Here is a 22,309-nt window from a genome sequence, read left to right as displayed (position 1 = left end):
AAGATGACAGAAATGGAATTAAAGCTCATTAAGATAGACACAAGCCATTATTTTGAAAAAAAACCAGGCTTGGGGGAGAGGGTGGATTATGCGGGGCGTTGCTATTATAATAAATTCCAAAGAGTGAATGCCATGCTCACAAGCTCGCTCATTCAAAAGCATTTGAAAAGGGAGATAGAAATCGCGCACAACCTCATCTTGCGTAACGATAAGGTGGAAAACATTGTGTTTGATTATAACGGGAGGAATCCGGAGCGTTTTTATCATAAGGCGCAGTTATTGCTTCGTGAAGAGGGTTTTATGAATTTTACCGCTTATAACACGAAGACGCCAGGGCATTTGCATTTGTATGTGCATAAGGGGCATACGGAATTAGGCGAGGGTGAAAGGCTGGTTAAAACTTTGTCTATGAAATTAGCGCAAGGGTTGCCTAAAGAATGGAAGGTCTTCCCTAGCAATGAATGGCCTAAGGAATTTAATATTTTAGCTTTACCTTATGAAGTGTTTGCAAAAGAGCGCGGGAGTTCTTGGGCGAAGCATTTATAACCATTTTTGAAAGGATTTTTGATGTCAGAAAAAGAAAGACTGAATGAAGTGATTTTAGAAGAAGAAAATAATGGGGGCGGCACTAAAAAGGTGTTTTTGATCGTGGCTATAGCCATTATCATTTTGGCGGTGCTTTTAATGGTGTTTTGGAAAAGCACGAGAGTCGCTCCTAAAGAGACTTTTTTACAAACCGATAGTGGCATGCAAAAAATAGGCAACACTAAAGACGAGAAAAAAGACGATGAGTTTGAAAGCTTGAATTTAGATCCTTCCAAGCAAGAAGACAAGCTAGACAAAGTGGCGGATAATGTTAAAAAACAAGAAAATGATGCGTTTAACATGCCCACTCAAACCAATCAAACTCAAACGGAGATGAAAACAACAGAAGAAACGCAAGAAGCTAAAAAAGAATTAAAAGCTGTTGAGCGCACTAGCGCTCAAAAAGAATCTCAAGCTGTAGTCAAAAAAGAAACCCCTCATAAAAAGCCTAAAGCAACCCCTAAAGATAAGGAAGCTCATAAAGATAAAGCTAAGCATGCGGTTAAAGAGCTAAAAGTCAAAAAAGAAGTTCATAAAGAAGTTCCTAAAAAAGCCAATTCTAAAACCACTCTTACTAAAGGGTATTATTTGCAAGTGGGGGTTTTTGCGCACACGCCCAATAAAGCCTTTTTACAAGCGTTTAACCAATTCCCCCATAAGATTGAAGATAGGGGAGCGACGAAGCGCTATCTCATAGGCCCTTATAAGAGCAAGCAAGAAGCCTTAATGCATACTGATGAAGTCAGCAAAAAGATGACTAAACCGGTTGTCATAGAAGTGCGGTAGGGGTTTTGGCTAAAAATTCTTATTTCTTTCTTGGGCGTTTTTTAACGGATCGCCCAAGTGCTAAAACGATGGGGTAGCTTACTCCATCGGCTCGGATAATTTTAACAGACAATGAATATAAACAGATTTTTTTGATCAATATACCTATTTGGTCTTTGAGGAATTCAGATAATTTTTGCGTTTGAATTCAGCCTTAAAGAGCATTCATTCGTTGAAAGTATTTGTTTGTTGTTTGAAAACTACGGAGCGTTTAAATTTTATGAAGTTATTGTTTGCTGTTTGATAACCCATAACCCTCCAAAGAAGAGAGCGGTTTGAAACTAGCCTTATGGGTGCGGTTGTGGGGCTAGAAGCAAGAGAGCAAGCGCACTCACGCTCTTTTAAGCTTCACTCTCTTTAGTGGGTGGCGAAATCCTTAAAAAAGGTGTCGATCAGCCATTCTCGCATTTCATCATTCCTTTTTATTAAGACCTTTTTGTTGAAACCTTTTACATTAAAGCGCCTGTTGAAAGGGATTTTACTCTCCTTATAGATCGCATCTTTCCCATACAGATCCTTATCGCTTGCCTTAAGATTGAGCGATTTTTCCAGGGAGATGAGATTGCCGTATGTGTTAATATGAGCTTCAAGATCTTTCCTGTCTTCAAAACCAAGATCTCTGATCTTATTATAGGGTCTCTGTTCTAGTAAATTGATGGGGATGATGTGCTCTTTTTGTTGGGAGAATTGCTTCCCAGGGATTAATTTTTTGAGATCGGTAAAACTCATCTCATGGCAGTTCTTTTCAAAGAAGATATAGTGGAAGCATGATGAGTTGAATGCGTTGTTTACAAACTCCAAAGAAGCCAACTCTATATAATTTCTGCATTGAGTGATCATCTTGCTTTTCAATCCCTCTTTACCCTTTTCAAGATATTCCTCAATCAAGTTGTAGGCCGTTGTTCTCATTTTTTTACTAGCTTTGAAAAACACAATATCGGTTTTGGCAAAGAGTCTCAGCGTTTCATCGTCTAGTTCGTTGTTGATTTTTAGGCGGATGAGCGAATTGAAAAAAAGCGGGTTGATCGTGTTGATGAGCATGACTTTAAAGGTGGTTTGGTTGGTGTCAATCTCGCTCAATAGATCAAGGAAAGCCTGATAGAAATTTTTCAAATCGCTGACATAGGATTGGATGAAATTTTTCAACTTGCTTTTTCTAACTTCTTTTAACTTATCCTTGAGTTGTTCGTATGTGTCTTCTGTGCTTGTTTTATAGCCTCCTAAAAACTCGATCCCATCAAATTTTTGGCTCCCTGCGTGGTAGCGGAAGATATCGCCTTCATCAAACTTTGAGCCTCCAACGCTGGAGATGTGGTCGTTCTTTTTGATCTTGGCAAAGATCTTAAAGATCTCCCCAAAATGATCGTTGATGAACTGATCTAGCCCCCTTTTCCCATCGCAAAAAGTATTGGAGTAATAGATGAGGAGGGATTTTAGTTTGTCTAGCAAGAGGAGAGGCACGCCTCTGTCATTCACGCTTTGAAAGGTTCTGATGGCTCTCCCAGGATCGGGCTCTTCAAGCCGCATCAAAACCATTTTTAACAGCGCCTCCAAACGCTCATTCACTTCTTCTTTATTCAACTTGCTGACCTTATCCAAGATAGCCTTCAAAACTTCAAAAAGATTTTGCTTGCCCTCGGTGTCTGCATCTTTTTCTGGCTGATATTCCCCTTTTCTGCCGCTTCCAAGAGCGTTTTGAAGAAGCTTTGGTTTTGAGGGGCGACTTCTAATTTTAATTCCCCCTTTTGGTATAGATATTTTCTTGTCTCTTGCTTGTCTTTCTCATTTTGTTTGCTTGCCAAGACATGCAAGAGCATGAAGATGGTAGTCGTTCGCTGCTGGCCGTCAATGATGTCATGCAATTTTTTGTTGTCTTCATTCTTAGCGACAACCATGGTGCCTATAAAATGCCCCTGACCCTTTTTGTTGTATTCTATCGCTTCTTCTAGATCTTCCCACAGATCCTTAAAATTCTTATCCTTCCAGGCGTAATCCCTCTGATAGTTGGGGATGCTGTATCCTTCCTCTTTAAAGATCTCTTTTATAGTGGTTTTCACTCAGTTCTCCTTTGTTGCATGCAGTAGTCAAATTTATACCATAAATACCATAAGAATGGCTTGAGATTTCACTCCATCAAGGCGTTCTGTTAGCCACTCGGGGCGTTTTATTAGCTATAATCAAGGCTTCAAAAAGCCATAATTAAAAGAGTTGAGATGTTGGAAAAGTTGATTGAAAGAGTGTTGTTTGCCACTCGTTGGTTGCTAGCCCCTTTATGCATTGCCATGTCGTTAGTGTTGGTGGTTTTAGGCTATGTGTTCATGAAAGAGTTGTGGCACATGCTCAGCCATTTAGACACCATTAGTGAAACGGATTTGGTTTTATCAGCCTTAGGTTTAGTGGATTTGTTGTTTATGGCCGGGCTTGTTTTAATGGTGCTGCTCGCCAGTTATGAAAGCTTTGTTTCCAAATTAGACAAGGTGGATGCCAGCGAAATCACCTGGCTAAAGCACACGGACTTTAACGCTTTAAAATTAAAGGTTTCGCTCTCCATTGTGGCGATTTCGGCGATTTTCTTGCTCAAACGCTACATGAGTTTGGAAGATGTTTTATCCAGTATCCCTAAGGACACGCCCCTATCGCATAACCCTATTTTTTGGCAAGTGGTGATCCATTTGGTGTTTGTGTGTTCAGCGCTTTTAGCCGCCGTTACCAACAACATCGCTTTTTCGCAAAATAAAGGGCATTAAAAATTTTAAAGCTCTCTTTCAGGAAGGACTTTAGACCATTCTTTAATCAAGCGTAAAAAGAAGGAAGTGTCAGGCGAAGTTTTTTCATGGATTAAAATCCCTTCTTCCACCGCTTCCCAAATAACCCTATGCCGATACACCACCAAATGCCATGATTGTTGGGCATGATCTTTAAGCGACAAACGCACCCTTTTAGCAAAAGACGGGTTGTCAAACAAGACCGCGCTTTCAGTGTTGATGTATGCAGAGCGCGGATCAATATTAAAACTCCCTAGAAGCGTTAAATTGTCATCAAAAACAATCGTCTTGCCATGTAAGGAATGTTTGGTGCTAAAGCGCCCTTTAATCTGGCGGTTGAAAAAATCGTTTCGTATTTCATAGACATTCGCGCCCATTCGCACTAATTGGTTGCGATACCTTTCCCACGCCCCATAGACCACTATCGCATCAGTAGATGAAAGGGAATTGGTAAGGATGTTCAATTCAATCCCCTTAGAAATTTGTTTTTTAAAGATTTTCATCATCTTTTTGCCTGGAATAAAATACGATGAAGCGATAAAAACGGAGTCCTTAGCGTTTTTAAGGGCTTTCTCAAAAGCGATTTTGATAGGCGAATACAAGGGCGTGTCAATTTTTTTGGGCGAATCAGCTAAAAAAATGGCATTCCCATAATAAATGGGGTATTGGTATTTTTGGAAACGATCTATAAAATCATTGACTTTTTTTTCAAACTGGTTTTTGTCTTCAGCGCTGATAGGGATTTTTTCATGGAGTTTAGCGATTTCTTTAGCGTTGTTTTTGAGTCTTTTATGGGTTCTTAGTAATGAAACAGGGATAGAGCGGTGGAACCTCCAATAGCGTTCAAAGCTTTCTTTGGCTTTTGAAGCAACCCCCCCAAAAAACAAAGCGTCTAAATCTAAAAAGTTCGTGTCTAAATCGTTATCAAAATAATTGTCCCCAATATTGCGCCCCCCTATAATGACAGCGAAATTATCCACGATGAAAAGCTTGTTGTGCATGCGTTTTTTAATGCGCTCATAATCCGCAAGCATTTCAAAATAGCGCAAGCCTTTATTGCGGATATAGTAGGGGTTAAAGATTTTCACTTCAATGTTTTTATGGAAATTTAAAAGCATAATATCTGAAAAATCTGAATACACTCCGTTATCATCTAAAAGGATGCGCACTTTCACCCCACGATTGGCCGCATTTAAAAGTTCTTTAGCGATCACTTGAGAAGAAAGATCGTTCTTATAGATATAAGTTTGCATGTCAATGCTTTTTTGGCTCATTCTGATAAGACCCACTCTGTGCAATAAAGCGTCAAAGCCGTCTTCTAAAAGAATGGCCGCACTATGGTTAGGGTTTTCTTTTAAATTTTTAGCGTATAAGCTACCTATGGTGGTAGTGTAGGGATCATAAGAGATAGGGGGGCTTGAAATGGGAGTCTTATAGACTAACCCAAAGCACCCATTAAAAAAAAAGACGCTTAAAAAAACTAAAAAGATTTTCAAAAACGACCCGAAGAAATTAGCGGCTTTTACCCACTTTCAACATCCTGTTACGCAAAGCGGCGATACTGCTTTGCAAGGGTAATTCTTTAGGGCAAGTGTCATGGCAAGCGATAAGGCTCATGCACCCAAAAACACCATCATCATCGCCCACTAACTCATAAAAATCGTCATCGCTTCTTTCATCATGGCTGTCAATCATAAAGCGCATGGCTCTGTTCATGCCAGCAGCTCCAATGAAATTAGGGCGCATGAGTTTAGTCCCACAAGAAGCGATACAGCACCCGCATTCAATACACCTGTCTAGTTCAAAGACTTCTTGGGCTTCATCAGGCTCAATCCTTTTTTCTGGCTTAGTAATGTCCACTTCTTCTTTAGAATGCGCCCAGCTTTCCACCCTTTTAGTCATATCGCCAAACCAATCGCCCGTATTCACGCTCAAATCTTTAATGAGCGTAAAACTGGGCATGGGCATGAGCGTGATCACCCCGCTTTCAAAGCTAGAAGTTAGGGTTTTACAAGCCAATCTTGGTCTCCCATTAACCATCATCGCGCAAGAGCCGCAAATCCCAGCGCGGCACACAAAATCAAAGCTCAAATCCGGATCTTGATGCTCTCTAATGAGGTTTAAAGCGATAAAGAGCGTCATGGATGGCGTTTCTTTCAATTGATACTCTTTAAAATGCGGCTTACTCACCGCGCTTTGAGGGTCAAATTTTAGCACTCTGACTACAATCGTTCGTTCATTATCACTCATGGTGTTCTCCTTTTAAATTAGCGTTGTGTTGGTCTAATAAATCATGGACATTGAAAGAATACAAATGTTCCCCCCTAGCCCTGACTTCCTCATCTTCTAAACGCATATTCCTGGCTTTGTATTTTTCTTGCAATTCAAAAGGCATGAGCGCGTGTTGGACTTCTACTCTGTCTTTCCCGAGTTTTTCTAATTCTAAAATCGTTTTCAAAATCTCAGCGTCGCGCTCTTCTTTTTTGGGGTGGGGGATGAAATTGCCTTTTTTGCCATAGCCCCTAAAATCAGGGCTGATTTCCATTTTCATCACATCTAATTCTTCGTATTCAATCGTGGGCATGTCTTGCTCAGCGCTAGGCCAGCTCGCTAAAGTCCGATTAAGCCATTTTTCATCGTCTCTTTTAGGGTAGTCAATCCTTGTGTGAGCCCCTCTGCTTTCAGTGCGCAGTAACGCTCCTTGAGTGATACAAAGCGCGAGTTTGAGCATTTTTTTAGTGCGGTAAGCGTCTTCTAATTCAGGGTTATTGTGCAAAACCTTATTTTTCACGCAAATGTTTTTGGAGCGTGCATAAAGCTCTTGCAATTCTTTAAGGGCTTCTTCTAGCCTTTTACCTTCTCTAAAAACGCCCACTTTTTCATCCATGACTTCTTTCATGCGTTCTCTGATTTCATACACGTCTTCCTTGCCTTCATTATGCAATAAAAAATGCATATAATCCTGGCTTTCTTTAATGAAAGCTTCAACCTTTTGCGTGTTGATTTCAATTTGCGCTTCCAAACAATGCGAGGCGAAATAATCCCCTATGATCATGCCAGCGACCACCGCTTCACTCACAGAATTTCCCCCCAAGCGGTTAAACCCATGCAAATCCCAGCATGCCGCTTCACCCGCACAAAACAAGCCTTTTAAATGGGTTTCGCCTTTAGGGTTTGTCCTAACCCCACCCATAGAATAGTGTTGCATGGGTTTTATGGGGATCCAGCCTTTTTGCTTAGCCATCGCTTGCCCGTATTCAGGCTCATTAGTAGGCGCTCCTTGCATGTTGTCTTTGGTTTGCTCTTCGCTATCAGCCGGATCAATGCCCGCAAAAGTCATGGCAATATCGCGCACATCTCTCAAGTTTTTTTCCACATGGTTACGCCCTAAAATAGCAATATCCAGCCACACATGATCCCCATAGGGCGATTTGGCTCCATAGCCTTTTTGGATATGCTCTAAAATCCGCCTTGAGACCACATCCCTACTCGCAAGCTCTTTTTTCTCCGGCTCATAAGCGGGCATGAAACGTCTGCCAAACTTGTCTCTTAAAACCCCGCCATCGCCCCTACAACCTTCAGTCATTAAAATCCCGCTTGGCACTAAAGCGGTAGGGTGGAATTGCACCGCTTCCATGTTGCCTAATTTAGCCACGCCGGTTTCTAAGGCGCTTGCAGCCCCGGCTCCATCGCAAATCACGGCGTTAGTGGTGTGTTTATACACGCGCCCATAACCTCCGGTAGCTAAAAGCGTGCCCTTAGAAACATACGCTGAAATTTCGCCTGTGATTAAATCCCTTACCACCGCCCCATAACATTTATTATCATGATGAATGAAAGCGAGCATGTCCTTTCTGTCTTGAATATCCACTTTGTGGTGTAAGGCTTCGTTAGCGACCGCATAAAGCATGGTATGCCCTGTAGCATCAGCCGTAAAGCATGTGCGCCATTTTTTAGTGCCGCCAAAATCACGGCTTAGAATATAACCATGCCTGTCGTCTCTTTCGGTAATCGTAACATGCTCACCATTGACGACCGCAGGCCTATCGCCCTTTTTAATCCTAGTCCAAGGCACCCCCCAACTGGCCAATTCCCTAATGGCTTTAGGGGCAGTGGTTACAAACATTCTAGCCACTTGCTGATCGCACCCCCAATCGCTCCCCTTAACCGTGTCTAAAAAGTGCAAATCTTCATTATCGCCCTCGCTTTTTTTAGCGTTAGCAAGGCTCGCTTGCATGCCCCCTTGAGCGGCTGCAGAGTGCGAACGCCTGACAGGCACTAGGCTTAAAACGATGGTGTTTAAACCCTTTTGTTTGCATGCGATACTAGCCCTTAACCCAGCCAATCCGCCTCCAATAATTAGCGCATCACAATATGTTATTTTCATTTTCTACCCTTATTCTTTGTGGAATTTCCCATCAGCTTCTATGGCTTCTTGCATGGTTTTAATGCCATTGTCCTTATTTTCTAAACCTTTTTTAATGTAAGCCCCATAGGTGCAAAGCCCTAAAACAATAAAAAACACGCTCATCGCCCATTTGACTTTTCTCAAGCCTTGAATGCTCACATTCTTAAACCACCCCCATTTAATCGCTAAGCGATACAACCCAATAGAGCCATGCAATTCTACGGCAAACAATAAGAAAATATACAAAAGCCAAAAGTTTTGCGTGACAAAACGATAGCTTGAGCCATGAGGCCCGATACTTTCAGGCTCTGTGAGCATGACAAATAAGTGGATACTCGCTAAGAAAAACATCGCAAATCCGGTTAAAGCCTGGATAAACCACAAACTCGTATCGCCATGTTTCATCAAATGCTTGTGGGTTTTAAAAACCTTGTATTGCCTGTAATTGATAGGGAATTTCCTTAACGCCAAGAAAGCATGCGCGACTAAAATAAGAATAATCCCTGCTGCAACCACGCTCACAATAGCCGGCTCGCCTGCCTTTAAAAACAAGCTCCCTTCAAAAAATTTCGCCACTTTATACATGGCTTCATCGCTAATCAAGATACTTGAGACTAAAAACATGTGCGCTATCATAAAGAGCGCTAAAATCAATCCCGTAGCGCTCTGTAAAAAATCCAGCTTGGCATAAATACCGCTCTTTTTAAGCCCTTTGCTAGCGCCATAATAACCCTCTATAATCTCTTCTTGTTGCATAAAAACTGCTCCTAAAAACTCAAAATTAACCTAAAATCGCTTGACGCAAAAACACTGCCTTAATTTTACTACATTTGAAATAATTTTCCTTATAAACAAACCTAAATTGAGGAAAAATTCAATTCAAGGGGGCTATTGTTTAAAATTTACATTTTTTAAACGCTATTAGATATAATAAGGGATAGTTACCACCTATAAAATAAGGATCATTCAATGACAAAAATTGCCATGGCTAATTTTAAATCCGCTATGCCTATTTTTAAAAGCCATGCGTATTTAAAAGAATTAGAAAAAACTTTAAAACCGCAGCATTTTGACAGGGTGTTTGTATTCCCTGATTTTTTGGGGTTATTGCCTAATTCGTTTTTGCATTTCACTTTAGGAGCGCAAAACGCTTACCCTAAGGATTTGGGGGCTTTTACCGGTGAAATCACTTCAAAGCATTTAGAAGAACTCAAAATCCACACGCTTTTAATAGGGCATAGCGAGAGGCGAGCACTTTTAAAGGAAAGCCCTAGCTTTTTGAAAGAAAAGTTTGATTTTTTTAAAGATAAAAATTTTAAAATTATCTATTGTATTGGTGAAGAATTAACGACCAGAGAAAAGGGTTTTAGGGCTGTAAAGGAATTTTTAAGCGAGCAATTAGAAAATATTGATCTTAATTATTCCAATTTAATTGTGGCGTATGAGCCTATTTGGGCGATTGGCACCAAAAAAAGCGCTTCTTTAGAAGACATTTACCTCACGCATGGTTTTTTAAAGCAAATTTTAAATCAAAAAACGCCCTTGTTGTATGGGGGGAGCGTGAACACACAAAACGCTAAAGAAATTTTAGGGATTGATAGCGTGGATGGCTTGTTGATTGGGAGCGCGTCTTGGGAATTAGAAAATTTTAAAACAATCATTTCATTTTTATAAAGGGAAATCATGGGATTTTTAAAAGGTAAAAAAGGGCTTATTGTAGGGGTGGCAAACAATAAATCCATCGCTTATGGGATCGCTCAATCTTGCTTCAATCAAGGGGCTACTTTGGCTTTCACTTATTTGAATGAGAGCTTAGAAAAGCGCGTGAGGCCTATCGCGCAGGAATTGAATAGCTCCTATGTGTATGAATTAGATGTGAGCAAAGAAGAGCATTTCAAGCCGCTATACAATAGCGTTAAAAAGGATTTAGGCTCATTGGATTTTATCGTTCATAGCGTGGCCTTTGCCCCTAAAGAGGCTTTAGAAGGGAGTTTGTTAGAAACTTCTAAAAGCGCGTTTAACACCGCTATGGAAATTTCTGTTTATTCTTTAATAGAGCTGACAAACACTCTAAAACCTTTATTGAATAACGGAGCGTCTGTTTTGACTTTAAGCTATTTGGGCAGCACCAAATACATGGCGCATTACAATGTGATGGGGTTGGCTAAAGCGGCCCTAGAGAGTGCAGTGCGTTATTTAGCGGTGGATTTAGGCAAACACCATATAAGAGTGAATGCCCTATCGGCCGGGCCTATCAGGACGCTCGCTTCTAGCGGGATCGCTGATTTTAGGATGATTTTAAAATGGAATGAAATCAACGCTCCTTTAAGGAAAAATGTGAGTTTAGAGGAAGTAGGCAATGCCGGGATGTATTTGCTCTCTCATCTCTCTAGTGGGGTGAGTGGGGAAGTGCATTTTGTAGATGCTGGATATCATGTGATGGGCATGGGGGCTGTGGAAGAAAAAGATAATAAAGCTACGCTATTGTGGGATTTGCAGAACAATAAGGGGTATTGATGAAATTAAGCGAATTGTTGAGCGCCTATTCTATTGAAACGGAATTTTCAAACGATTTTGAAGTGCATGCCTTAGCGGAATTAGATAAGGCCACGCCTAATGATATTAGCTATATTGACCAAGCGCGTTACCTCAAACTTTTAAAAGATTCAAAAGCCGGGGCGGTATTTATCCGTAAAAAAGAATCTTCTAAAGTGCCAAAACACATGCAAGCTTTAATCGTGGATAACCCGCATTTAGCCTTTGCCAAAGCTTCGCATGCCTTTAAAATCCCTTTTTTTAAAAACCCACAAAGCGTTAGCGAGCCTAAACATTTTGAAAAAGTAACGATCATGCCTAATGTGATGATTGGAGAGGGCGTAGAAATTGGCGAAAACTCTTTGATTCATCCGGGCGTGGTGATCGCTGATGGGGTCAAAATCGGTAAAAATTGCGTTTTGTATCCTCGTGTTATTTTGTATCAAAACACGATTTTAGAAGACAATGTTACTATCCATGCGGGCAGCGTGATCGGAGGCGATGGCTTTGGTTATGCGCACACCGCTTTAGGAGAGCATGTCAAAATTGAGCATGTGGGGATTGTTAGGATTCAAAAAAATGTAGAAATTGGCGCTAACACGGCGATTGATAGGGCGGTGTTTGGCGAGACTTTGATTAAAGAGGGCGTTAAGATTGATAACCTGGTTCAAATCGGGCATAATTGCGTTTTAGGCGAGCACAGCATCGTCGTTTCTCAAGTGGGCTTGAGCGGCTCTACAACCACAGGCCGTAATGTGGTTTTTGGCGGTCAAGTGGGCATTGGGGGGCATTTGCATGTGGGTGAATTCACTCAAATTGGGGGTAAAAGCGCGGTGGGTAAAGACTTGCCCCCTAACACTAATTTTGCCGGAGCGATCCCTGCTATGGAAATTCATGAATGGCACCATTTCTTGGCTCATTTACGAACGAATTTCAGGAAACAGCAAAAAACGAGTTTGTTGCAAAAAGCTAAAGGGTTTTTTAAGTCTTAAAGAATGAAATAAGCTATAATAATCCCATTTTGAACAACATGAATGATTATTTTAATAAGGACAATCAATGAAAGATAGTTTTCTTTTCACTTCCGAATCAGTAACCGAGGGGCATCCTGACAAAATGGCTGATCAAATCAGCGATGCGGTTTTAGATTACATCATTGAGCGGGATCAAAAAGCCAAAGTCGCATGCGAGACTTTAGTTTCTAACGGGTTTTGCATGATCACTGGCGAGTTAAAAACTTCTGTTTATGCCCCTATGCAAGAGATTGCAAGAGAAGTGGTTAAAAAGATTGGCTATACAGACGCTCTTTATGGCTTTGATTACAGAAGTGCGGCGGTTTTGAATGGCGTTGGCGAGCAAAGCCCCGATATTAATCAAGGCGTGGATAGAGAAGATGGCGAGATTGGGGCGGGGGATCAAGGGCTTATGTTTGGTTATGCATGCAAAGAGACTGAAACGCTCATGCCCTTACCCATTCATTTAGCGCACCAGCTCACTTTCGCTTTGGCTCAAAAAAGAAAAGACAACACTCTGCCTTTTTTAAGGCCTGATGGCAAGTCTCAAGTGAGCGTGCGTTATGAAAACAACAAGCCTGTAAGCATTGATACGATTGTTATTTCCACCCAACATTCCCCAGAAGTTTCGCAAAAACATTTAAAAGAAGCCGTGATTGAAGAGATCGTGTATAAGGTTTTACCCAAAGAATATTTGCATGACAATATCAAGTTTTTTGTCAATCCTACAGGAAAATTCGTTATCGGTGGGCCGCAAGGCGATGCGGGTTTGACGGGCAGAAAAATCATCGTGGATACTTATGGGGGGAGTTGCCCGCATGGTGGGGGAGCGTTTAGCGGGAAAGACCCCAGTAAAGTGGATAGGAGCGCGGCTTATGCGGCCCGCTATGTGGCTAAAAACTTGGTAGCGAGTGGGGTTTGCGATAAAGCGACCGTGCAGCTTGCTTATGCGATTGGGGTGATAGAGCCAGTGTCTATCTATGTGAACACGCATAACACGAGCAAGTATTCAAGCGCAGAGCTAGAAAAATGCGTGAAAGCGGTTTTCAAACTCACGCCAAAAGGCATTATTGAAAGCTTGGATTTGTTAAGACCCATTTATTCGCTCACTTCAGCTTATGGGCATTTTGGGCGCGAATTAGAGGAATTCACTTGGGAAAAAACCAACAAGGCTGAAGAGATTAAAGCGTTCTTTAAGCGTTAAAAAATATTTTAAGGGTAATATTTTAAAAAATTTTTGTATAATCAACAATTCACAAGGAGTTTAAATTGAAACAAAGAACGCTGTCTATTATTAAACCGGATGCACTTAAGAAAAAAGTGGTAGGTAAGATCATTGATCGCTTTGAGAGTAACGGCTTGGAAGTCATTGCTATGAAACGCTTGCATTTGAGCGTTAAAGACGCTGAAAGCTTTTATGCGATCCACAGAGAGAGACCCTTTTTTAAAGATTTGATAGAATTTATGGTCAGTGGTCCGGTGGTGGTTATGGTTTTAGAGGGCAAAGATGCGGTGGCTAAAAACAGAGATCTTATGGGAGCGACTGATCCCAAACTCGCCCAAAAAGGCACTATCAGAGCGGATTTTGCTGAAAGCATTGACGCTAATGCGGTGCATGGGAGCGATAGCTTGGAAAACGCGCATAATGAAATCGCTTTCTTTTTTGCCGCTAGGGATCTTTAAGATTTAAGGGCGTTTTAAGTAAGCATGCAATTTGAAATGCGTAAAATCGCTTTTAATGCGCCTAAAGCGTTTTCTTTAGAGCATGAGGGAGTGGTTTTAGAGGGCGAAGTTGTGCGAGTGGGGGCGAAATTGTTTCGCTTGGAAGCGTGCCTTAAGGGTGAATTGATGCTTATTTGCGATGCGAGTGGTAAAGAGTTTAAAAAAAGCCTTGATGAGTCGTTGGTTTTGCATATTTCAGATGGGTTGTGGGATACGCAAAGCCAAAGTTTGGATTTTGATAATTTAGATGTTATTGAATCTTTCAATGGTTTTATTGATTTGAGCGAAATTTTACGCTCCGAAGTGGAGTCTATTAAATTAGACTACCATTATGCAGATTGAAATGAAGGAGAATTTATGGCAGTACCTGATAGAAGAGTGAGTAAGACAAGAGCGGCAAAAAGGCGCACGCATTATAGCGTTAAGTTGGCTAAACCTGTGAAAGCCAAAGATGGCACTTGGAAGCTTCCCCACCATATTAACAAATTTACTAAAGAATACTAATATAAAAGCTATCTTTAGTGATAGAAAGTATTTTAAAGGATTGCAACGGATTGCAACAAGCCTTTTAAGGACGCATGATGAAAATTGTAATAGACTTAATGGGGGCTGACCATGGGGTTTTACCCATTATTGAGGGAGTCTCAAGGGCTTTAGAGAATAAGAGTTTTAGTGCGGTTTTAGTGGGGGATAAAGACAAAGCGACCCCTTTTATTTCTAAAGAGTTAGCCAGCAAAGTGGAAATGATCCACACGCAAGATTATATTAAAATGGAAGAAGCCGCCACTGAGGCGATCAAGCGTAAGGAATCTTCCATTTACTTGGGTATGGATATTTTAAAAAATGGGGCTGACGCTTTGATTTCAGCGGGGCATAGCGGGGCGACTATGGGATTAGCCACCTTGCGTTTAGGACGCATCAAGGGGGTTGAAAGGCCTGCTATTTGCACTTTAATGCCTAGCGTTGGCAAACGCCCTAGCGTGCTGTTAGACGCAGGAGCGAACACGGATTGCAAGCCTGAATATTTGATTGATTTTGCTCTTATGGGGTATGAATACGCTAAAAGCGTGTTGCATTACGATAGCCCTAAGGTGGGTCTTTTGAGTAATGGCGAAGAAGATATTAAAGGGAACATGCTCGTTAAAGAAACGCATAAAATGCTGAAAACTTATGACTTCTTTTATGGCAATGTGGAGGGGAGCGATATTTTCAAAGGGGTTGTGGATGTGGTGGTTTGCGATGGCTTTATGGGGAATGTGGTCTTAAAGACAACAGAAGGGGTCGCTAGCGCGATAGGTTCTATTTTTAAAGATGAAATTAAAAGCTCTTTTAAATCTAAAATGGGGGCTTTGATGCTTAAGAATGCGTTTGGTATTTTAAAACAAAAAACCGATTACGCTGAATATGGGGGAGCACCGCTTTTGGGCGTGAATAAAAGCGTGATCATTAGCCATGGCAAGAGCAACGCTAGAGCGGTTGAATGCGCGATTTATCAGGCTATTAGTGCTGTTGAAAGTCAGGTTTGTTTGAGGATTACTCAAGCGTTTGAGAGTTTGAAGCCTAGCGTTTCTGCGCATCAAAGTGATCATCAAGACGCTTAAAGATGACTATGTTAAGGGGATTGAATGGAATTTTACGCCTCTCTTAAATCCATTGCGATGCATGTTCCAAGCGAGCGTGTGAAAAATGCAGAGTTCCAGCAATTTTTGGATACCAGCGATGAATGGATAGAAAAAAGGACTGGTATCAAAGAGCGCCGTTTCGCTAACGATGAAGAAAAAAGCAGCGATTTAGGGGTAATAGCGGCTAAACAAGCCATAGAGAGAGCGCATTTAACCCCACAAGACATTGATTTAGTGGTTGTGGCGACTTTAAGCCCTGATTTTTTGGCCATGCCTTCAACCGCTTGCGTGTTGAGCGCGAAATTAGGCATTGAAAACAAGCCGGCGTTTGATATTTCAGCCGCTTGCACGGGTTTTATTTATTTATTATCGGTGGCTAAGGCTTATGTTGAGAGCGGGATGTATGAAAATGTGCTGATTGTGGGGGCAGAAAAAACGAGCAGCGTGTTAGATTTTAAAGACAGGGGGACTTGTATTTTATTTGGCGATGGGGCTGGGGCGTGCGTGATAGGCAGAACCAAGCGTTTAAAAGAAAGCATTTTAGATGTGCAAATTTCAGCGAATGGGAATTTTTCTAATTATCTCTATACGCCAAGGACTCTAAAACCCACGCCCTTTAACGCTAAAGAAGAAGCTTCAGAGCCTTTTTTGTGTATGAAAGGCAATGAAGTGTTTAAGCTAGCGGTGAAAACGCTTTTAAAAGATGTGGAAATGATTTTAGAAAAAAACGCTCTCAAACCTGAAGATGTGCGTCTGTTTATCCCGCATCAAGCTAATTTTAGGATCATTCAAGCGGTGCGAGAGCATTTGGATTTTAAAGATGAGCAAGTGGTTTTAACCGTGCATAAATACGGCAACACTTCAGCAGCCAGTATCCCTATGGCTATGGGTGAAGCTTATGAAGAGGGGCGCTTGAAAAAGGGCGATTTAATGCTTTTAGACGCTTTTGGTGGGGGATTGACTTGGGGTTCAGCGTTGGTGTATTTTGGCGGATAAAAAGGATTGAAGGAGTATTGATGAAAAAGGTGATTTTTTTATTTTTAATGGTGTTGGGGGGGTTAAAGTCGCAAAGCAGTTATTGCAGCGATTTTTGCGAAGGCACTCCAGAGAGTCGTATCCCTCCTATGGGGTTTCATTTCAGTTTTGTGCATTCAGTGAAATATTACTTGCAAGATCCGCAAGAGCGCGATCACAAGCTTAAAAAATGCCATCAAGCCTTTGATTCGACGCTTAAGGTTAATTTTATCACGAAGTCTTTTAAAAAGGATTGCAAGCATGCGCAAATGGCTTTAGAGCAAGCTCAAAAAGGGACTCCATAAAAGGGGTTTCTTTAGGGATTTTATTTCTTATAGCAGAAATTATTTTTAAAGTAAAAGACAGATAAGGATTAGGGGCTAGTAGTTATTTTAATACCTATTGTTATTATTGGGTTAGTATTAACAGCTATTAGAGCTACCATAATGGCATTTAGAGGCGATACTGATGACGATGAAGTTGAGAGTGATGGTTTTTTAGTAGAATATAATTCGTTGAATATCTCGGCTCTATTCTAGTTACTATAATAATATTTTCCTTATATAATTGGACCAGTTATCGCTTTAATATTTATCTTATCTGAGCTAGATTATATAACTTTCTTTAATTTTATAAGATAAATAACTGACTATTATAATAGTCGGTTATACTCATCCTTTTGTTATTTTTTATATTTTTTTTGAACACAATTCTTCCAATGATTAGTAGCGTCTCAACCAAAAACTCAACCAACAACCAATTGAGAACCTAATATAGAAATTAATATTCTTTAGTCTGTTTTTTTAAAAAAGGGGGCTTTGGTTGCTTTATTTTATGGCAAACTTTTAAAGGGATAGGGGGATATTTTGCGCTTTAATATCCCTTTAACCACCCCAACTAAATCCCCCCTAACCCCATAATACTGCATTACAAGAAATTACCGCTTGCTAAACAAACTTTTTGATATTAAAAAAGTTTTTAGCATTTTTAAACTTCATTACTAACACCCCATTAGAACAAAAACCAAATTTTATTTGGAAAATTTATGGTAATACTCGCCCTTGTCTGTGATGATTTTAACTTCTAACAATTGGTTAGGCTTGCAATCCAAGCGGTAAAATATCTGTTGCGAGTATTTTAATTCATGATCAAAGAGTTTTTCTTTTTTAAACTTATCGCCCAATTTGGGTTCTACTTTTTTAGTCGCTTCGCATGAATTTCCCCTATTGACAATAAGATTTTTAATCACCACCGGTTCATCGTTCATAGAAGTGATGCTTAAAAGACTAGAGTCCGTCATTTTCCCCATGAGTTTCCCCCCAGTCGCGCGATAATCCAGCTTGAAATCCAAATCCTTTGCCCCCACACAAACACCGCTTATCATTAGCAAGCTCAAACACATTTTTTTAAACATCAAAATCCTTTCACTTTATAACATTTGTGGGGTATTATAATCAAATTTGATATATTCTTTTTTAATCGTTGGGTTATTGCACTCTTTTTTTATCCACTCAAACAATTTTAGAAAATTCTTTTTTGTTTCTTCGCTCACTACATCGTCTTTCCCGCTATACAAGAGCCTTGTTTTGAACGCCATGGCCAATTCCATTTGCTTATTTTTAGCGTATTTGTTTCTATCGTTTGCGCTGAAACAATCTTCAATTTGCTTGAAATACCTATCGCAGTCTGAGAGTTGTAAGATTGTGATAGGATCATGCATTTCTTCATTAGCGTTTTTAAATTGTTCGCTTTTTGCTCTTTGTGGGTCAGAGCCATCTTTTATGTCATCATCTGTCAAAACAATAGGGTGATTGTCTAACTCGCAAAGTTTTTTAATGGTTTCTTTCATCTTATTTGGATTGTTTTTAAGCCCTGAAATGGGTAAGAAAGTGAAAGGAATGGGGTTGTCTTTGTATTCTTTGTAACGCTCATTAAAATACAATTTAAAAGCGCTCAAATAGCAATAATCGGTGATGCCTTCTACAAAGATGATTCGGTGTTTTTTTGGGTTGTGAAAAACATGCTGACCCACCCCTAAAGAGCGTTTGATTTTATCAAGAGCGTCGGAGTCTTTGCCCGCATTATTTAGGGGGTAGTTAAAATGATTCTTAATCACAGAGCCTTCTGTTTCTTTTTCCACAATCCTTATTTCATCTAAATGATCCGTATCCACTAAAAAGGGGTCATGGGTGGCTAAAACAAAAGTGACATGATTTTTATGAGCGTATTCTTTTAAAAATCTCCTGAATTCCTTTCTGGCTGGCACGCTCAAATGAGTGGCTGGCTCGTCCATGACATAGATGATATTCTTGTTAAGGCTAAAATCTGATCCCACATTGTAGAGAAAACCAAACATGAAATTAAACGCCCATTGGAAGCCGGTGCTTTGCTGGCTTAAGATGATTGGCTCATTTTGATCGTGGGATTTTCTGCAGTCATGAATTTCAAGTTTTATTTCATATGCCGTGTATTCCTTCTCTTCAGAAAGCTTATTATTGTGTCGGACATGAATTTTTAATTGGTAACTATCTTGAGGGCTATCTTCAGCGATCGCTAAAAGCCTGTTAAATTCTTTTGTAATCAAAGAATCTATTTTTAATTGCATGTTGTATTCCAAGATTTCTGCAAGATTTTCTAATATTTCTGTAAAATTTACCTTAAATAAAAGATGGCTTGTGTCTTTTTTAAAAAATTCAAATTGACATACATTATTATTGTATTTGCGTTTTACTTCAATTGGAAAAAGATGTTTTGATTGTCTGATCTCTTTTAGTGATTCTTGGTCTATTTCTTGCAAGTATTTTTCAGGGATAACAAACGATTTATTATAAATAGAATAAATTTCTAAATTATTATTTTTATCAAACATTATTTGTAACGCTTGACCATCTTTTAAAATGCTCCCAAAAAAATTCCAAATTGCATTAGGGTGAAAGTCCATTTTCCTAAACAATGAATTTCTAAAGAACCAATCCCATTGGTCAAATTCAGAAGGGGAAGAATAATCAATGCAAGTAAATAATACAGCCTTAAAGTCGTTATCTGTGATTTTTGGCTCTTTGTATTCTTTCATGGTTGGCACGAGTTTGTAAGACTTATAAGATAAACCACCGCTTAAAGGGAATTGAACTTTATTTCTTAAGTTTTGAAACGCTGTATAAGGGTTACACTCTCGGCAATATTCTGCGAACTCAAAATAGTTTTTGCTTTGTTTGACTTTTTCCTTGTTTGCTTCAAATTTATCTTTGATTTCACCAATATTTTTAGGGAACAAATGAACGCCACTCTTTTCATCTAAAGTTTTTATGTCTTCCCACAGAAATTTTCTTGCTGATTCAAGAAAATCATTGTATCTGTATTGTTCGATTTCTGAATTGACTAATAAATCTATCTTTTTCAAATAAAGCTGACACATCATGGATTTCATATCTTTAGACTCATCGCTAACAACATGGCTTGCTATATAATTTTTGCATATTTGTTGGATATTATCCAACAAAACATCATAATTAAACTTTAGCACTTTTTGATTTTTGCAGTCATTTTCAATTTCTCGGATCAATCGCTCTTTTTTTCGCTCAAAATCCTCTCTTGTTTTTTCAAGGTATTTTAAAGAATTTTTAATTTTCTTTTTAAGGTTGCCTATATTTAACCGGAATGTTCTAAATTGCTGTTTAAAATTTTCATTGATAGGGTATTTTTCATCTATTTCTTTAATAATGTCTTTCACTTCAGTTTCTGGTGTGAATTTTGTAAAGTCGGTAGTCTTAAAAATTTCATCTAAAGCTTCTAGCTTTTTTAAGATGTCTTCATTTTGTGGTTTGATTTCACCTTCACTAAGTTTTTTAAAATAAGAATAAATTTTTGCTAATTGGTTTTGTTTGTGTTGCCCCATGACAAAAAATTCATCTGTGTTGTATTTTTTATCAGGCGTATTGCGCTTTATGATTTCTTTGATGCACTGACAAAAATTTTTAATCCATTCGCTATTACCGCTTACATGTTTGATTAATTCTTTGAAAAACAGATTGTTGGTTGCGTTGGCATATTCAGTTACAAGCTCGCTCAATTTTAATTTTTCTTTGTAAAAATGTAAAAATAATCCTAATGAATTGTAAGAAGTTATAAGATTTATAAAATCACTCACAAGAGTGCAAATATTTGAATAGTCGTTATTGTTAGTGGGAATATAAACGCTGTTGCTATATTGTTCCCCTAAAGCTTCTACATGTTTTTCAAAAGGATAGCTGATCAGCGTTTTTGATAATTCCTTTAATCCCTCGCCAATCTCTTCAGTCCGGATCTTCAAATCCATGCAAGAAAAACCTGTGATTTTGTGATCAAGGATTGTTTCTTCTTCTAAACTTAAAAGGGAATCTTTTTCATGGGCTTTGAAACAATCGTTCTCACTACAAAGTTTAACATCCGCATCATTAAAGATTGTCAAAGCTTCTAAAACATTGCTTTTGCCGACATTATTTTCCCCCACCAAAACCACCAATCCCCCATGTTTGTTTTCAAAACTTGAATTTAAAAGCAATTTTGTGGGCGATTTTCTACCCAAATTCCTAAAATGGTGCAATTTCAAAACACGCTTATAAAATTCCATGCCTTATCCTTTAAAAACGCAAATTTAATTTATAATGCAAAATTAAACAAAACATGCTATAAAGAAAATTCAAATACTATCATTTTAAGGATTAAAATGCTCACCCAAGAAGATGTCTTAAACGCGTTAAAAACGATCATTTACCCTAATTTTGAAAAGGATATTGTCAGCTTTGGTTTTGTTAAAAACATCACCTTGCATGACAACCAATTAGGGCTTTTAATAGAAATCCCCTCAAGCTCTGAAGAAACGAGCGCGATTTTAAGGGAAAATATCTCCAAAGCGATGCAAGAAAAGGGCGTAAAAGCTTTGAATTTGGATATTAAAACCCCGCCTAAACCGCAAGCCCCAAAGCCCACCACTAAAAATCTGGCTAAAAACATTAAACATGTAGTGATGATAAGCTCAGGCAAGGGCGGTGTGGGTAAAAGCACCACTAGCGTGAATTTAAGCATCGCTTTAGCGAATTTAAACCAAAAAGTGGGGTTACTAGACGCTGATGTGTATGGCCCTAATATCCCTAGAATGATGGGCTTGCAAAACGCTGATGTGATTATGGATCCTAGCGGTAAAAAACTCATTCCTTTAAAAGCTTTTGGCGTTTCTGTGATGAGCATGGGGCTTTTGTATGATGAAGGGCAGAGTCTCATTTGGAGAGGGCCCATGCTCATGCGAGCGATTGAGCAGATGCTAAGCGATATTATTTGGGGGGATTTAGATGTTTTGGTGGTGGATATGCCCCCAGGCACAGGCGATGCACAGCTCACGCTAGCCCAAGCCGTGCCTTTGAGCGCAGGAATCACCGTTACTACACCCCAAATAGTGAGTTTAGATGACGCTAAACGGAGTTTGGACATGTTTAAGAAATTGCACATTCCTATTGCGGGCATTGTAGAAAATATGGGGAGTTTTGTGTGCGAGCATTGCAAGAAAGAGAGTGAGATTTTTGGCTCAAATTCCATGAATGGATTATTAGAAGCTTATAACACGCAGATTTTAGCCAAGCTCCCTTTAGAGCCTAAAGTGCGTTTAGGGGGGGATAGGGGAGAACCGATTGTGATTTCTCACCCTGATAGCGTGAGCGCTAAGATTTTTGAAAAAATGGCGCAAGATTTAAGCGCCTTTTTAGAGAGAGTGGAAAAGGAAAAACTAGCCGATAATAAGGACATCCAGCCCACACAAACCCATGCTTGCTCGCATTAGTTTAAAAA

At 39.6% G+C, this 22,309-nt stretch carries 20 protein-coding genes and 1 pseudogene; 14 read left to right on the top strand and 7 right to left on the bottom strand.

The features are described 5' to 3' along the window. Window positions 1-3: 3 nt before the first annotated feature. Both QU01_RS01320 and QU01_RS01315 read left to right on the top strand, forming a co-directional pair. The gene (locus QU01_RS01320; protein WP_000138102.1) at window positions 4-546 is read left to right on the top strand and encodes a DUF1882 domain-containing protein; all 543 of its coding nucleotides are present in this window, start codon (window positions 4-6) and stop codon (window positions 544-546) included. A gap of 21 nt (window positions 547-567) precedes the next feature. After that, window positions 568-1,371, top strand: a complete 804-nt coding sequence (locus QU01_RS01315) for a hypothetical protein (RefSeq protein WP_033763133.1) — start codon at window positions 568-570, stop codon at window positions 1,369-1,371. Window positions 1,372-1,767: 396 nt separating this feature from the next. On the opposite strand, the pseudogene QU01_RS01310 reads toward QU01_RS01315, so the two are convergent. Next, window positions 1,768-3,467, bottom strand: a pseudogene (locus QU01_RS01310) (DUF262 domain-containing protein). Window positions 3,468-3,623: 156 nt separating this feature from the next. Here QU01_RS01310 and QU01_RS01295 point away from each other — a divergent pair. Continuing rightward, window positions 3,624-4,157 carry a TIGR00645 family protein gene (locus QU01_RS01295; RefSeq protein ID WP_000890445.1) on the top strand — a complete coding sequence of 178 codons (534 nt, stop codon included), beginning with the start codon at window positions 3,624-3,626 and terminating at the stop codon, window positions 4,155-4,157. Between the two features lie 5 nt (window positions 4,158-4,162). Here the strand turns inward: QU01_RS01295 and clsC are convergent, their stop codons facing one another. The 4 genes from clsC to QU01_RS01275 are packed head-to-tail and all read right to left on the bottom strand — an operon-like array spanning window position 4,163 to window position 9,339. Next, window positions 4,163-5,671 (bottom strand): cardiolipin synthase ClsC, encoded by a 1,509-nt coding sequence (gene clsC, locus QU01_RS01290; RefSeq protein ID WP_033763137.1) that lies wholly within the window; start codon window positions 5,669-5,671, stop codon window positions 4,163-4,165. 16 nt (window positions 5,672-5,687) lie between these two features. Continuing rightward, window positions 5,688-6,425: a fumarate reductase iron-sulfur subunit gene (locus QU01_RS01285; RefSeq protein WP_033763139.1), complete on the bottom strand. Its 738-nt coding sequence runs from the start codon at window positions 6,423-6,425 to the stop codon at window positions 5,688-5,690. Then, complete coding sequence (locus QU01_RS01280) at window positions 6,418-8,562, bottom strand: fumarate reductase flavoprotein subunit (protein WP_033763142.1); 2,145 nt, start codon at window positions 8,560-8,562, stop codon at window positions 6,418-6,420. The genes QU01_RS01285 and QU01_RS01280 overlap by 8 nt, the downstream gene beginning before the upstream one ends. A gap of 9 nt (window positions 8,563-8,571) precedes the next feature. Further along, the gene (locus QU01_RS01275) at window positions 8,572-9,339 is read right to left on the bottom strand and encodes a fumarate reductase cytochrome b subunit (RefSeq protein ID WP_001183632.1); all 768 of its coding nucleotides are present in this window, start codon (window positions 9,337-9,339) and stop codon (window positions 8,572-8,574) included. 213 nt (window positions 9,340-9,552) lie between these two features. Between QU01_RS01275 and QU01_RS01270 the strand changes: the two genes are divergently transcribed. The 10 genes from QU01_RS01270 (at window position 9,553) to QU01_RS01225 (ending at window position 16,794) form a co-directional block, all read left to right on the top strand. Next, window positions 9,553-10,257 carry a triose-phosphate isomerase gene (locus tag QU01_RS01270; RefSeq protein WP_033763145.1) on the top strand — a complete coding sequence of 235 codons (705 nt, stop codon included), beginning with the start codon at window positions 9,553-9,555 and terminating at the stop codon, window positions 10,255-10,257. 9 nt (window positions 10,258-10,266) lie between these two features. Then, complete coding sequence (gene fabI, locus QU01_RS01265; protein ID WP_033763146.1) at window positions 10,267-11,100, top strand: enoyl-ACP reductase FabI; 834 nt, start codon at window positions 10,267-10,269, stop codon at window positions 11,098-11,100. After that, window positions 11,100-12,110, top strand: a complete 1,011-nt coding sequence (gene lpxD, locus QU01_RS01260) for a UDP-3-O-(3-hydroxymyristoyl)glucosamine N-acyltransferase (RefSeq protein WP_033763147.1) — start codon at window positions 11,100-11,102, stop codon at window positions 12,108-12,110. Before fabI ends, lpxD begins: the two co-directional genes overlap by 1 nt. Before the next feature lie 67 nt (window positions 12,111-12,177). Continuing rightward, on the top strand, window positions 12,178-13,335 hold the full coding sequence (metK, locus tag QU01_RS01255) for a methionine adenosyltransferase (RefSeq protein ID WP_000655155.1): 1,158 nt from the start codon (window positions 12,178-12,180) through the stop codon (window positions 13,333-13,335). Between the two features lie 65 nt (window positions 13,336-13,400). Continuing rightward, window positions 13,401-13,814, top strand: a complete 414-nt coding sequence (ndk, locus tag QU01_RS01250) for a nucleoside-diphosphate kinase (protein WP_000813738.1) — start codon at window positions 13,401-13,403, stop codon at window positions 13,812-13,814. 24 nt (window positions 13,815-13,838) lie between these two features. Further along, on the top strand, window positions 13,839-14,195 hold the full coding sequence (locus QU01_RS01245) for a hypothetical protein (protein WP_001159175.1): 357 nt from the start codon (window positions 13,839-13,841) through the stop codon (window positions 14,193-14,195). A gap of 15 nt (window positions 14,196-14,210) precedes the next feature. Continuing rightward, complete coding sequence (gene rpmF, locus QU01_RS01240; RefSeq protein WP_000290431.1) at window positions 14,211-14,357, top strand: 50S ribosomal protein L32; 147 nt, start codon at window positions 14,211-14,213, stop codon at window positions 14,355-14,357. Between the two features lie 77 nt (window positions 14,358-14,434). Beyond that, window positions 14,435-15,454, top strand: coding sequence for a phosphate acyltransferase PlsX (gene plsX, locus QU01_RS01235; RefSeq protein WP_033763149.1), 1,020 nt, complete (start codon window positions 14,435-14,437; stop codon window positions 15,452-15,454). A 24-nt stretch (window positions 15,455-15,478) separates the two neighbouring features. After that, window positions 15,479-16,471 carry a ketoacyl-ACP synthase III gene (gene fabH / locus QU01_RS01230; protein ID WP_033763150.1) on the top strand — a complete coding sequence of 331 codons (993 nt, stop codon included), beginning with the start codon at window positions 15,479-15,481 and terminating at the stop codon, window positions 16,469-16,471. Window positions 16,472-16,491: 20 nt separating this feature from the next. Next, window positions 16,492-16,794 (top strand): hypothetical protein, encoded by a 303-nt coding sequence (locus QU01_RS01225; protein ID WP_033763152.1) that lies wholly within the window; start codon window positions 16,492-16,494, stop codon window positions 16,792-16,794. A gap of 725 nt (window positions 16,795-17,519) precedes the next feature. Here the strand turns inward: QU01_RS01225 and QU01_RS01220 are convergent. Both QU01_RS01220 and QU01_RS01215 read right to left on the bottom strand, forming a co-directional pair. After that, complete coding sequence (locus QU01_RS01220) at window positions 17,520-17,903, bottom strand: hypothetical protein (RefSeq protein WP_000473912.1); 384 nt, start codon at window positions 17,901-17,903, stop codon at window positions 17,520-17,522. A 15-nt stretch (window positions 17,904-17,918) separates the two neighbouring features. Beyond that, the gene (locus QU01_RS01215; protein ID WP_033763153.1) at window positions 17,919-21,098 is read right to left on the bottom strand and encodes an AAA family ATPase; all 3,180 of its coding nucleotides are present in this window, start codon (window positions 21,096-21,098) and stop codon (window positions 17,919-17,921) included. Between QU01_RS01215 and QU01_RS01210 the strand changes: the two genes are divergently transcribed. Next, window positions 21,063-22,301, top strand: coding sequence for an Mrp/NBP35 family ATP-binding protein (locus tag QU01_RS01210; RefSeq protein ID WP_080248303.1), 1,239 nt, complete (start codon window positions 21,063-21,065; stop codon window positions 22,299-22,301). The genes QU01_RS01215 and QU01_RS01210 overlap by 36 nt on opposite strands. Window positions 22,302-22,309: the final 8 nt, after the last annotated feature.

The sequence above is a fragment of the Helicobacter pylori SA221C genome (assembly GCF_000476855.1).
Lineage (GTDB): Bacteria > Campylobacterota > Campylobacteria > Campylobacterales > Helicobacteraceae > Helicobacter > Helicobacter pylori_DK.
This window is presented reverse-complemented; position numbering and strand designations above follow the sequence as displayed.

Excerpts from the sequence above, each read along its gene's own strand:
- plsX (WP_033763149.1), top strand. The coding sequence starts at position 14,435 with ATGAAAATTGTAATAGACTTAATGGGGGCTGACCATGGGGTTTTACCC.
- fabH (WP_033763150.1), top strand. The coding sequence starts at position 15,479 with ATGGAATTTTACGCCTCTCTTAAATCCATTGCGATGCATGTTCCAAGC.
- QU01_RS01215 (WP_033763153.1), bottom strand. The coding sequence starts at position 21,098 with ATGGAATTTTATAAGCGTGTTTTGAAATTGCACCATTTTAGGAATTTG.
- metK (WP_000655155.1), top strand. The coding sequence starts at position 12,178 with ATGAAAGATAGTTTTCTTTTCACTTCCGAATCAGTAACCGAGGGGCAT.
- QU01_RS01210 (WP_080248303.1), top strand. The coding sequence starts at position 21,063 with ATGGTGCAATTTCAAAACACGCTTATAAAATTCCATGCCTTATCCTTT.
- QU01_RS01315 (WP_033763133.1), top strand. The coding sequence starts at position 568 with ATGTCAGAAAAAGAAAGACTGAATGAAGTGATTTTAGAAGAAGAAAAT.
- QU01_RS01275 (WP_001183632.1), bottom strand. The coding sequence starts at position 9,339 with ATGCAACAAGAAGAGATTATAGAGGGTTATTATGGCGCTAGCAAAGGG.
- QU01_RS01245 (WP_001159175.1), top strand. The coding sequence starts at position 13,839 with ATGCAATTTGAAATGCGTAAAATCGCTTTTAATGCGCCTAAAGCGTTT.
- QU01_RS01320 (WP_000138102.1), top strand. The coding sequence starts at position 4 with ATGACAGAAATGGAATTAAAGCTCATTAAGATAGACACAAGCCATTAT.
- fabI (WP_033763146.1), top strand. The coding sequence starts at position 10,267 with ATGGGATTTTTAAAAGGTAAAAAAGGGCTTATTGTAGGGGTGGCAAAC.
- QU01_RS01220 (WP_000473912.1), bottom strand. The coding sequence starts at position 17,903 with ATGTTTAAAAAAATGTGTTTGAGCTTGCTAATGATAAGCGGTGTTTGT.
- QU01_RS01285 (WP_033763139.1), bottom strand. The coding sequence starts at position 6,425 with ATGAGTGATAATGAACGAACGATTGTAGTCAGAGTGCTAAAATTTGAC.
- QU01_RS01280 (WP_033763142.1), bottom strand. The coding sequence starts at position 8,562 with ATGAAAATAACATATTGTGATGCGCTAATTATTGGAGGCGGATTGGCT.
- QU01_RS01295 (WP_000890445.1), top strand. The coding sequence starts at position 3,624 with ATGTTGGAAAAGTTGATTGAAAGAGTGTTGTTTGCCACTCGTTGGTTG.
- lpxD (WP_033763147.1), top strand. The coding sequence starts at position 11,100 with ATGAAATTAAGCGAATTGTTGAGCGCCTATTCTATTGAAACGGAATTT.
- QU01_RS01270 (WP_033763145.1), top strand. The coding sequence starts at position 9,553 with ATGACAAAAATTGCCATGGCTAATTTTAAATCCGCTATGCCTATTTTT.
- QU01_RS01225 (WP_033763152.1), top strand. The coding sequence starts at position 16,492 with ATGAAAAAGGTGATTTTTTTATTTTTAATGGTGTTGGGGGGGTTAAAG.
- rpmF (WP_000290431.1), top strand. The coding sequence starts at position 14,211 with ATGGCAGTACCTGATAGAAGAGTGAGTAAGACAAGAGCGGCAAAAAGG.